Raw genomic sequence first — 12,014 nt, forward strand, 5'->3', positions numbered from 1 at the left:
GATCTCCCTCCTTATGGGGGAGATCGGCAGCTTCCCTCACTCAAATCATCTCCAGCCCGCGCTTGCGCGTCGGCGGCGGGAAGGCGCGGTCGAGGTCAGCGAAATCTTGCGCCGTCAGCCCGATGTCGAGCGCGGTTGCGTTCTGGCGGACATGATCCTGACGGCTGGCTTTCGGAATGGCGATGACGCCTTTGTGCGCCATCACCCAGGCGAGAGCGACTTGCGCGGCGGTGGCATCATGGCGGGCGGCCACAGCGTCCAGCCTGGCGTTGCGTGCCAGCGCGCCCTGCTCGATCGGCGAATAGGCCATGAGCGGAATGCCGCGTTGCAGGCTCCAGGGCGCGAGATCGAATTCCGGGCCGCGCCGCGAAAGATTGTAGAGGATCTGGTTGGTCTGGACGTTGCCGCCGGAGGGCAGGCCGACGAGTTCCTCCATCTCGTCGGTGTCGAAATTGCTGACGCCCCAGTGGCGGATCTTGCCGGCCGACTTCAAGTCCTCGAAGGCTGCGACGGTTTCAGCCAAAGGCACGCTGCCCGGCCAGTGCAGCAGATAGAGATCGATGCGGTCGGTGGCGAGCCGCGTCAGGCTGTTCTCGCAGGCCCGCTTCACGCCGGCACGCGAGGCATTGGTCGGCAGCACTTTCGAGACCAGGAAGGTCTCGTCGCGGCGCCCGGCAATGGCTTCGGCCACGACTTCCTCGGCGCCGCCGCCGGCATACATCTCGGCCGTATCGATCAGCGTGATGCCGAGGTCCAGTCCGAGCTTAAGCGCCGCGACCTCGTCGGCGCGGCGGCGCCGATCCTCGCCCATTTTCCAGGTGCCCTGCCCCAGCACAGGAACGGTTTCGCCGGATGGGAGACTGGTGGTCCTGATGGTAGAGGGCATGGCTTGCTCCGCTGAATGCCGGATCGCAGCACAGTCGCGATTGGAAATCCAGAGTTCAAGCCGTGCGCTTTGGTCGGGATTTCCGGCGACGGCCTGCTAGTTGACCGGATGCCTTTGGAGCCAGTCCTGCATTTCCTTGATCTCGGCTTCCTGCGCCTTGACGACAGCTTCGGCGAGCTTGCGGATTTCCGGATCCTTGCCGTTGGCGATCACCACCTTGGCCATGTCGATGGCGCCCTGATGGTGCGGGATCATGCCGCGGACGAAGTCGACGTCGGCATTGCCGGTGTAGTTGATCATCATATCCTGGTGCATCTTGTCCATCGCCGCCTTGAAGCCAACGGTGGCAGGGCTCTGCGCGCCCATCGCCATGCCCGACATGTCGTGCTTCATCTCGTCCGATTGCGCAGGCACGCTTTCGAGGAATACCGCGATCAGCATTCCTGCCGCCATCAACAGCAGCACGATTTTCTTGGCCAAGGTCATTCAACATCTCCTTTTGACTTGATTTCGTATCTGGGGACTTCGGTCAGAGTTTCAACGTTCTCAGCCGCAGCGCGTTGGCAATGACCGAGACCGACGACAGGCTCATCGCCGCCGCCGCCAGCATCGGCGAGAGCAGCGTGCCGGTGAGCGGATAAAGCACGCCGGCGGCGATCGGCACGCCGAGCACGTTGTAGAGGAAGGCGAAGAACAGGTTCTGGCGAATGTTGCGGATGGTCGCCCGGGCGAGCGTGCGCGCTCTGACGATGCCGTTGAGATCGCCCTTCACCAGGGTGATGCCGGCGCTTTCGACCGCGACGTCGGCGCCGGTGCCCATGGCGATGCCGACATCGGAGGCAGCCAGCGCCGGCGCGTCGTTGACGCCGTCGCCAGCCATCGCAACGCCGGCGCCCCTGGCGCGCAGTTGGTCGACCAGCGCGCCCTTTTCCTCCGGCAGGAGGCCGGCGCGCACCTCGTCGATGCCGAGCCTGGCCGCAATCGCCTTGGCGGTACGTTCGTTGTCGCCGGTGGCCATGACGATCTTCAGCCCGCTGTCATGCAGGGCCTGGATCGCCTCGGCGGTCGTTGCCTTGACCGGATCGGCGACGGCGACGATGCCGGCCGGCTTGCCGTCTGTGGCGACGAACATCGCCGTCTTGCCGTCGATCTGCAGCGCTTCGGCCTTGGCCGACAGTGCGGAGGTGTCGACGCCAAGATCGGCCATCATCGCCGCATTGCCGAGCGCGACCCTCCTGCCCGCCACCGTGCCGGAGACGCCCTTGCCGGTCACGGCTTCGAAATTGCCGGCATCGGCAATCTTCAGTCCGCGTTCGCCGGCCCCCGCAACGATCGCTTCGGCCAGCGGATGCTCCGAGCCCTTTTCGAGGCCCGCGGCCAGGCCCAGCAGCTCATCCTCATCGACGCCGTCGGCAGCGACGACATCGGTCAGTCTTGGGCGCCCCTCGGTCAAGGTACCGGTCTTGTCGACGATGAGAGTGTCGACGGAAGCGAAACGCTCGAGGGCGGCGGCTTCCTTGATCAGCACGCCGGCCTGCGCGCCACGTCCGGTGGCAGTCATGATCGACATCGGCGTCGCCAGGCCCAGCGCACAGGGGCAGGCGATGATCAGCACCGACACCGCCGAGACGATGGCGAAGATCAGGCCAGGCTCGGGCCCGAGGACCGCCCAGGCGGCGAAGGCAATGACGGCCACCACCACGACGGCCGGAACGAAGTAGAAGGATACGCGGTCGGCCAGCCCCTGGATCGGAGCGCGCGAGCGCTGCGCCTTGGCGACCAGTTCGACGATGCGCGACAGCGTGGTCTCGGCGCCGACCTTCTCGGCGCGCATGACCAGCGAGCCGTTCTTGTTCAGCGTGCCGCCGGTGAGAGGTGCGCCTTCGGTCTTTTCGACCGGGAGCGGTTCGCCAGTGATCATCGATTCGTCGATCGCCGAGCGGCCTTCCAGCACGACACCGTCGACCGGCACGGCATCGCCGGGACGAACGCGGAGCCGGTCGCCCGCCTTGACGCTGTCGAGCGGCACATCGGTTTCGGAACCGTCGGCGCCGATCAGGCGCGCCGTCTTCGGCGCGAGATCGAGCAGGGCGCGGATGGCAGAGCCGGTGCGTTCACGGGCTCTGAGTTCCATCACCTGCCCCAGGAACACCAGCGCTACGATGACGGCGGCGGCCTCGAAATAAACGGGCACGGCGCCGTCATGGCCTCGAAACTGATGCGGGAAGACGCCCGGGAACAGAGTTGCGGCGACGCTGTAAAGAAAGGCAGCCGCAACGCCGAGCGAGATCAACGTCCACATGTTCGGGCTGCGGTTCAGGATCGACTCCCAACCGCGGCGGAAGAAGGGGAAGGCTGCCCACAGCACCACGGGGCTCGCCAGCACCAACTCTGCCCATGTCTTTGTCCTATCGTCGACGACGTGCTCGAAACTCAGACCCAGCATCGGCGCCATGGCGATGATGAGCAGCGGCAGCGAGAGCACGGCGCTGATCCAGAACCGGCGCGTGAAATCGACGAGTTCCGGATTCGGGGCCTCGTCGCCGGTAGGCAGGCCCATCGGCTCCAGCGCCATGCCGCAGATCGGGCACGAGCCGGGCTTGTCGCGGATGATCTCGGGATGCATCGGGCAGGTGTATTGCGTGCCCTTCGGCATCGGCTGCGGCGCCGGTCGGCCCGCCAGGTATTTTGCCGGATCGGCTTCGAACCTCTCCTTGCAGGTGGCCGAGCAGAAATAGAGCCCCTGCCCTTCATGGCGAGCAAAATGCTTCGCGCTTGCGCGGTCGACATTCATGCCGCAGACGGGATCGACAGCCGTCAGATAGGGCTGCGGCTCGGCCTGGAATTTGGCGCGACAGCGCTCGCTGCAGAAATGGAACGTCCGAGCGGCATGCTCGGCCGTCGGCTTGCCGGCGGCAGGATCGACCGTCATGCCGCAGACCGGGTCGCGAGCAACCGCCTCGGCGGCGGGCGCGGCCGCCTTGGCGGAGCAGCAGCGCGCGCCATGCGCGTGATTGTGGTGATGGTCGGCCATGAACAGCGCCTCCGGCGTTTCGAATTGAAGTGGAGGTAGTCCTTCCAGTTACTGGAAGGTCAAGGGCTGCTTCTGACTTTTTGAGCCGCCTTGCCTCAAGGCCCGCGGCAGAGCCGAAAAATACACACCAAACCAAGGCAACATGCTATGCAGCCGCCAAGTTGGCGCGCGGCGATACCCCCGATGAAATGCCTTGTCATCAACCTTGACCGGTCTAGCGACAGGCTTGCCCATGTCGCGGCCCAATTCGACCGGATCGGTGTCCCATTCGAGCGGGTCGCGGCCGTCGAGGGGATGAGCCTGCCCGATCTTGCCTCAATGGCGCGGCCGGCAAACCATGCTTCCAAACTGCGTATGACCGAGGGTGAGATCGCGTGCCTGCTCAGCCACAGGGAGTGCTGGTCGCGGATTGCTGCCGGTGACGATGCCTATGTCGCCGTGTTCGAGGATGACGTGCTCGTTTCGGGCAATGCAGGGGCACTGCTTGCCGATGCCAGCTGGATCCCGGCCGATGCCGGCATCATCAAGCTCGAGACCTTCTTCCACAAAACGACCGTTGCGCGCAGGCGCCTCGCCGTCCGTCGCGGATTTTCGGCAAGCAGGCTGCATGGTGTCCATCTCGGCAGCGCCGGCTACATCGTGTCGAAACGAGCCGCCGGAGCACTGCTCGAGGCGACCGAGGTGATCAGCAGACCGGTCGACCACGTGCTGTTCAATCCGCGATTCAAGCCCCCTTCCGTCGAGGCGATCTACCAGTTGCGGCCGGCGCTTTGCGCCCAGGAGCATTTCATCGCGCAAGGAATGATCCGGTTCCCAAGCCTGCTCGTGCAGGATCGCGAAGAGCAGCTTGAGCTGAGAGGCATCCACAGAAAGCCGAAGGGATCATCCGGCGACAGGATCAGGCGCGAATTCCGGCGGATATGGCAACAGCTTGCGGATCTCTGCCGGCTGCGGCGATCGTTGATCGTGCCCTTCGAACAGTATCGAACACGCGTCCGGCCGCCCCATACACAGCGCGAAAAAAACGCGCTATAGACGCCGCCGAATGGCAAAGATCTCCCTGAAACTCGACGAAATCATCGACGGCGAGGCATTGCGCCGCGACATGACCGCGCTGACCGCGGCCCATGCGGGGGACGGTTCCCGCCAGGCGACACGCGCGGCCGTCCTGCAGTTGCTCAAGGCCCGCCTGGCCGATGGACGCAAGATCGCGGAAGCCATGCTGAAGGAAGATGGCGGCGGCAACGCCTGCGCCGAGCGGCTCTCGCATCTGATGGACGAGCTGATCCGGGCCCTCTACGACTTCGCCGCGACGCATGTCTACAGGGTCAAGAACCGCTCGGCGGCCGAGCGCATGGCCATCGTCGCGGTCGGCGGCTATGGCCGCGGCACGCTGGCGCCCGGCTCCGACATCGACCTTCTGTTCCTGCTTCCCTACAAGCAGACGCCCTGGGGCGAGCAGATCGTCGAATACATGCTCTATATGCTGTGGGACATGGGGCTGAAGGTCGGCCACGCCACCCGCAACATCGAGGAGTGCCTCAGGCTTTCGCGCACCGACGTCACCATCCGCACCTCGATCCTGGAAGCGCGTTTCCTGTGGGGCGAACGCAAGCTCTATGACGAGTTGCTCACCCGGTTCGACCATGAAGTGGTGCGCACCACGGGGCCGGAATATGTGCAGGCCAAGCTCGCCGAGCGCGACGAACGCCATGCCAAGGCGGGCGAAAGCCGCTATCTGGTCGAGCCCAACGTCAAGGACGGCAAGGGCGGGCTGCGCGATCTGCAGACGCTGTTCTGGATCGGCAAATATTTCTACCGCGTCCGCACCGGCGAGGAGCTGGTCGAGAAGGGCGTCTTCACCGGGGCCGAATATCGCGAGTTCCAGAAGGCCGAGGATTTCCTGTGGGCCGTGCGCTGCCACATGCATTTCCTCACCGGCAAGGCCGAGGAGCGGGTGCATTTCGACATCCAGCGCGAGATCGCGGAGCGGCTGGGCTACACCACGCATCCCGGCCTGTCGGCGGTCGAGCGCTTCATGAAGCACTATTTTCTCGTCGCCAAGGATGTCGGTGACCTGACCCGCATCTTCTGCGCGGCGCTGGAAGAGGAGCAGGCCAAGCATGTGCCCGGCTTCAACCGCATCTTCCTCACCTTCTCACGGCGCAAGCGCAAGCTTGCCGGCACGTCCGACTTCATCGTCGACAACCACCGCATCAACATCGCCGACGACATGGTGTTCGAGCGCGATCCGGTCAACCTGCTGCGGCTGTTCTGGTTCGCCGACAAGCATGGGCTGGAATTCCATCCGGATGCGCTGAAGCTGCTCACCCGCTCGCTCGGGCTCGTCCACAAATCGCTCCGGCGCGACGAGGAAGCCAACCGGCTGTTCCTCGACATCCTCACCTCCGACCGCAATGCCGAGCTCAACCTCAGACGCATGAACGAGGCTGGACTGCTCGGCAAGCTGATCCCCGACTTCGGCAAGATCGTCGCCATGATGCAGTTCTCGATGTACCACCACTATACGGTGGACGAGCATCTCATCCGCTGCATCGGCGTGCTGGCCGAGATCGAGCGCGGCGACGGCGCGAAGGTTCATCCGCTGTCGCACTCGCTGATGCCGGGACTGAAGAAAAGCCGCGAGGCGCTCTATGTCGCGGTGCTGCTGCACGACATCGCCAAGGGGCGGCCGGAGGACCATTCGGAAGCCGGCGCCAGGATCGCGCGGCGCATCTGCCCGCATATGGGGCTGTCGGCCGCCGATACCGAGACTGTCGCCTGGCTGGTCGAGAACCATCTCGTCATGTCGATGACGGCGCAGACGCGCGACCTCAACGACCGCAAGACGATCGAGGATTTTGCCTCGATCGTGCAATCGGTGGAGCGGCTGAAACTGCTTTTGATCCTCACCGTCTGCGATATCCGGGGCGTGGGGCCGGGCGTCTGGAACGGCTGGAAGGGACAGCTGCTGCGCACGCTCTATTTCGAGACCGAACTGCTTTTGACCGGCGGCTTCTCGGAAGTCTCGCGCGCCGAGCGCACGGCGGAAGCACGCGAGCAACTGGCGGAGGCGCTGGCTGGCTGGCCGGCCAAGGAGCGCAAACGCTACGTCGCCCAGCATTACGAGAATTATCTGCTGACGGTCGACCTGCCGGACCAATTGCGCCATGCCGAGTTCGTCCGCGAGGCGGATGCCGCCGGCAAGAAGCTCGCCACCATGGTCAAGACGCATGAGTTCGAGGCAGTGACCGAGGTGACCGTGCTGGCGCAGGACCATCCGCGCCTGCTCTCCGTCATTGCCGGTGCCTGTGCCGCGGCCGGCGGCAACATCGTCGATGCGCAGATCTTCACCACCTCGGACGGCCGGGCCCTGGATACCATCCTGATCTCCCGGGAGTTCGACCTGGACGAAGACGAAAGGCGACGCGCAGAGCGCGTCGGGCGGCTGATCGAGGACGTGCTGTCCGGCAAGAGCTGGCTGCCCGAGATGATCGAGAAACGCACCAAGCCTAAGCGCGGCGCCAAGGCGTTCCGCATCCCACCGCGCGCCGAGATCCGCAACACGCTGTCGAACCGCTTTTCCGTTATCGAGATCGAGGGGCTGGACCGGCCGGGCCTGCTCTCCGAGATCACCCGCGCGCTGTCCGACCTGTCGCTCGATATCGCCTCGGCGCACATCACCACATTCGGCGAGAAGGTCATCGACACCTTCTACGTCACCGACCTCACCGGGCAGAAGATCGACAGCCCGACGCGCACGGCCACCATCCACAAGCGGCTGATCGACACGCTCGAAGGCAACGCGGCCGAACGCAACGGCAAGGCCAAGGCAGCGGCCGCCGAGTGATCATCACCATCCATTTGACGCAATTGCGCAGGCAGTCATTCACCGCATGAGCCTTGTCAAGAAATTCGCCACGGTCGCTTCCGGCACGCTGATGAGCCGCGCGCTGGGCTTCGGCCGCGAGATGCTGATGGCGGCGGCGCTCGGCACCGGGCCGGTCGCTGACGCCTTCAACGCGGCCTTCCAGTTTCCCAACACATTCCGCCGGCTGTTCGCCGAGGGCGCGTTCAACGCCGCCTTCGTGCCGCTCTTCGCCAAGGAGATCGAGACGCACGGCACCGACGGCGCCAAGCGCTTTTCGGAGGAAGTGTTCGGCGTGCTGTTCTCGGCGCTGCTGGCGCTCACCATCGCCATGGAACTGGCGATGCCGCTGATCGTCCGCTATCTGGTGGCGCCGGGCTTTGCCGACATCCCAGGCAAATTCGAGACGACCGTCCGGCTGGCGACGATCATGTTTCCGTACCTGATCTGCATGTCGCTCGGCGCCATGATGGCCGGCATGCTGAATTCGCTGCGCCGCTATTTCGCGGCGGCGATCGCGCCGGCCTTCCTCAACATCATCCTGATCAGCGTGCTGGCTTACGCCTGGTATCACGGTCTGGACGCCCATGATGTCGGCTTCGGGCTCTCATGGGGCGTGCTGGCGGCGGGGCTGGTTCAGCTCGCCATCGTCTGGGTGGCGGTGCGCCATGCCGGCATCTCGATCGGCTTCCGCCGGCCGAAGATGACGCCCAACGTCAAGCGGCTGCTGATCCTGGCGCTGCCGGCCGCGATCACCGGCGGCATCACCCAGATCAACCAGCTTGTCGGCACGGCGATCGCCTCGGGGCAGAACAGCGCCGTGTCCTCATTGGCTTACGCCGACCGCATCTACCAGCTGCCGCTCGGCGTCGTCGGCGTGGCGGTGGCGATCGTGCTGTTGCCGGAACTGTCGCGGGCGTTGAAATCGGGGAACCTGATCGAGGCCGCCAATCTGCAGAACCGCTCGGTCGAGTTCACGCTGTTCATGACGCTGCCGGCCGCAGCCGCGCTCTGGGTGATGTCGGAGCCGATCGTGCGGCTGGTCTATGAGCGCGGCGCCTTCGCCGCCAACAATTCGACGCCGGTCGTCGCCTCGATCCTGGCGATCTTCGGTCTCGGCCTGCCGGCCTTCGTGCTGATCAAGGCCTTCACGCCCGGCTATTTCGCGCGCGAGGACACGCGCACGCCGATGATCTTCGCCGCCATCTCGGTCGGCGTGAATGTCGCCATCGCCTTGTCCCTGTTCCCGTCGATGGGTGCGCCGGGCATCGCCGTCGCCTCGGCCATCGCGGGCTGGGTCAACGCGCTGATGCTGCTCGGCATGCTGATCCGCCGCGGCCATTGGGGGCGCGACATGCCGCTGTTGAGGCGGATTCCGCGGCTGGTGCTTTCGGCCGTCATAATGGCGACAGCGCTTTACTTCGCCGAGCACTATTTCGCCGCGAAGCTCGGACCCGGCTCGCCGCTGGTGGTCAAGGCGACGACGCTGCTCACGCTCGTCGGCGGGGGTGCTGCGCTCTACTTCATCACCGCCTTCGGCACCGGCGGCGCCGATTTCGGCATGATCCGGCGCAACGTCAGGCGTGGCTCGGCAAAGGCCACGCCGCCGCCAACGGAATGACGACCAGCGAGCCGCCGGCGCTTGCCCGCGCTCCAGCGCCAGCTTGGCTCCGAACAGACTGAGCAGGCCGCCGGCGATGCGATCGATAGCACGGCGCAGCCGCTGGTAGCCGTTGGAAACCGCTTCGGCGGAGCAGCCAGACCACGCAGGCATACCAGCCGACCGAGATCGCCACCCTGAGCGCGACCGCGAGCGAAGTCCCCAGGGCAAGCGAGGGCTGCGCCGGCAAGGCGACGGCAAAGATACTGGCAACCGAAAGCGCCGACGCGGATTGGCAAGGCTCGTTGCAAAGCCGATCCAGAAGGCCCTGCTGGTCCGGAAATTCTTCGCACCGGCGGGCAATATAGCATCGGCTGCGCTGCGTTTCTCAACCAGGACGATAAGCCTTACGCCCGAATAGATGAGGTAGCCGGCGCCGGCCAGTTTCGACGTTGCATAGCCCCACGGCGCGACCAGGAAGGGGTCGGTTCGGTCTAGGGGCAAAATGACGCTCTAAGCATCTGAACGCCGCTGAGTTGTCACGATACCCCACCTTCCAGGCGATCATTTCTATCGGCGACTGTAGATGAGCCAAAGATCGAAACGGCAAAAGAAATGAAACTGCGTAGTCTGGGCGTCATGCGTCTGTCGCGATAGTAGAGCAGCCACATGGGGCGCTCTCCAAGATGCCAATCCGGGAAAAGCCGGATCAAGCAGCCTGCTTCGATGTCGCGCATCAGCAGTATTTCAGGCTGCATGATAATGCCGAGGCCCGCTCGGGCTGCTGCAAGGACAGCTTGACCATTGTTCACGGTTATCATTCGCCTCGGCGAGACTCGTAGGTCTTCCTCTCTGCCGGTAAATCTCCAGGCCGAGTGCGCTGATGGTGTGAACGCCACAATTTCGTGATCTACCAGTTCCTTGGGATGCGAGGGGACTCCCCTGTCCGCGAGATATTCTGGCGCGGCGCAGATCGCCATTCGATAGGGCTTTAAAGGTCGAGCGATCATGCTGCTATCCGACATCACGCCGATGCGGAAAGCAACGTCAAACCCTTCTTCAATGAGGTCTACATTCCGATCAGTCAAAGTGATGTCGAGTTCTACATCAGGAGCTAGAGTTCGGTAGCCGGAGAGCGCAGGCATCAGTGCTTGCGCGCCGAAAGTCGTCGGCGCGGTTATACGCAGTATCCCTTGTGCCGTCGTCTGCTGCAGTTCGGCTGCCTCTTCTGCGATTGCAATCCGGTCCAGAATATCGCGGCATTGCTCATAATAGCTGGAGCCGAAGTCCGTCAGGCTCTGCCTACGTGTTGTTCGGTTGAGGAGACGGGTTCCGAGGCGCTGCTCCAGCGCAGCAATGTGCTGCCCAACCATCGCGGGCGACTGCCCGAGCTCTACCGCGGCCGCGCTCATGGAGCCGGCCTGCACAGTTGCAACGAACGCCTGCATAGAGCGAAGAAGGTCCATTTAATGGAAATGCTTTCAAATTATCCAAAAAATTGGGTTATTATCAGCTACCGAGAAGATAATTACAACTGCGCGGACACCTTCAGGAGATTCAAGGATGGTCAAGCGGTTCAGTAAGAAAACAGTCGTCATCACTGGCGCGGGAACGGGTATTGGGCGTTCGGCTGCAATTCGCCTCGCTGCGGAGGGAGCGCAGACCGTCCTTGTCGGGCGACGCCTAGAGCTGCTCGAACAAGTGGCTGCTGAAATCACGGCCACCGGCGGGGTAGCCAGAGTGATGGCGTGCGACATCGGCAATTCGGACCAAGTTTCTGCACTGTTCGGGCAAGTCGCTGACACAGCAGGACACATAGATGGCCTCTTCGCCAATGCGGGAATATTGGGACAATTCAAGCCGCTAGCCGAGGCGGAGGTTGCGGATTTTGCGGACCTGATGTCAACGAACGTGCTGGGCACATTTCTCTCAATCAAACATTGCTTGCCGTTCCTAGAGGGCGGCGCGATCGTCATCAATGCCTCGTGGACAGTCGACAGCGTGATGCCCGGCGCAGGTGTTTATGCTACGACCAAAGGGGCAACTGTCACCATGACGCGTACGCTCGCAATGGAGCAAGGACCGCGAGATATTCGGGTTAACAGCATCAGCCCTGGGATCATTCTCACGCCGATGGCTGAAGAGGCGCTCGATCCATCCTTGGCTGGCAAGCTGGCTGCTCACGCGCCACTCCGGCGTAACGGGACACCCGAAGACGTAGCCGGGACGGTTGCCTGGTTGCTATCTGATGACGCGCGTTTTGTCACCGGCCAGGACATTCTGATCGACGGTGGATTTACGCTCGGTGGGCCGCGGCTTTAAAAAAGAATGTTTACGCATGCAACAGTTCCTCTAGCGAGCGGCACGCGGTCACTCACCTTGCGCGCGCCTGTGTTTGGCGATCTCAGCAACAGTGTTTTTGCTGATGTCGAGATCGCGAGCAATCCAACGGTAACTGCGGCCTTCGGCGATCACCCCCACGACCCTTGGCGCGAGCCGATCTGACTTCGGTCGCTCTCCCATCTCACGGCCGAGTTTCTTGCTGCGTGCCTTGCTTTGGCAAGCCTGGTCTAAATCTGACGGTGGCGATGCCGATGCCGCAGACGGCGGCAAGCCCGGCGCCGCG

The 12,014-nt window shown here is 63.8% G+C and carries 8 protein-coding genes; 4 read left to right on the plus strand and 4 right to left on the minus strand.

Annotated elements, in window-relative coordinates; all coding sequences use genetic code 11:
* Positions 1–40: 40 nt before the first annotated feature.
* The 3 genes from EJ074_RS13550 to EJ074_RS13560 all read right to left on the minus strand — a co-directional run bounded on the left by EJ074_RS13550 (position 41) and on the right by EJ074_RS13560 (position 3,920).
* Complete coding sequence (locus tag EJ074_RS13550; protein WP_095806658.1) at positions 41–886, minus strand: aldo/keto reductase; 846 nt, start codon at positions 884–886, stop codon at positions 41–43.
* Between the two features lie 96 nt (positions 887–982).
* On the minus strand, positions 983–1,372 hold the full coding sequence (locus tag EJ074_RS13555; protein ID WP_129553513.1) for a DUF305 domain-containing protein: 390 nt from the start codon (positions 1,370–1,372) through the stop codon (positions 983–985).
* Positions 1,373–1,415: 43 nt separating this feature from the next.
* Positions 1,416–3,920 (minus strand): heavy metal translocating P-type ATPase, encoded by a 2,505-nt coding sequence (locus EJ074_RS13560; protein WP_165349928.1) that lies wholly within the window; start codon positions 3,918–3,920, stop codon positions 1,416–1,418.
* Between the two features lie 183 nt (positions 3,921–4,103).
* Between EJ074_RS13560 and EJ074_RS13565 the strand changes: the two genes are divergently transcribed.
* The 3 genes from EJ074_RS13565 to murJ are packed head-to-tail and all read left to right on the plus strand — an operon-like array spanning position 4,104 to position 9,409.
* Positions 4,104–4,955 carry a glycosyltransferase family 25 protein gene (locus EJ074_RS13565; RefSeq protein WP_095806661.1) on the plus strand — a complete coding sequence of 284 codons (852 nt, stop codon included), beginning with the start codon at positions 4,104–4,106 and terminating at the stop codon, positions 4,953–4,955.
* A gap of 10 nt (positions 4,956–4,965) precedes the next feature.
* On the plus strand, positions 4,966–7,770 hold the full coding sequence (locus EJ074_RS13570) for a [protein-PII] uridylyltransferase (RefSeq protein WP_095806662.1): 2,805 nt from the start codon (positions 4,966–4,968) through the stop codon (positions 7,768–7,770).
* Positions 7,771–7,816: 46 nt separating this feature from the next.
* Positions 7,817–9,409, plus strand: coding sequence for a murein biosynthesis integral membrane protein MurJ (gene murJ / locus EJ074_RS13575; protein ID WP_095806663.1), 1,593 nt, complete (start codon positions 7,817–7,819; stop codon positions 9,407–9,409).
* 518 nt (positions 9,410–9,927) lie between these two features.
* On the opposite strand, the gene EJ074_RS13580 is transcribed toward murJ, so the two are convergent.
* On the minus strand, positions 9,928–10,854 hold the full coding sequence (locus EJ074_RS13580; RefSeq protein WP_095806664.1) for a LysR family transcriptional regulator: 927 nt from the start codon (positions 10,852–10,854) through the stop codon (positions 9,928–9,930).
* A 97-nt stretch (positions 10,855–10,951) separates the two neighbouring features.
* On the opposite strand from EJ074_RS13580, the gene EJ074_RS13585 reads away from it, so the two are divergent.
* Positions 10,952–11,710, plus strand: coding sequence for an SDR family oxidoreductase (locus tag EJ074_RS13585; protein ID WP_129553515.1), 759 nt, complete (start codon positions 10,952–10,954; stop codon positions 11,708–11,710).
* Positions 11,711–12,014: the final 304 nt, after the last annotated feature.

It is taken from the genome of Mesorhizobium sp. M3A.F.Ca.ET.080.04.2.1 (genome assembly GCF_003952525.1).
Taxonomy (GTDB): Bacteria; Pseudomonadota; Alphaproteobacteria; order Rhizobiales; family Rhizobiaceae; genus Mesorhizobium.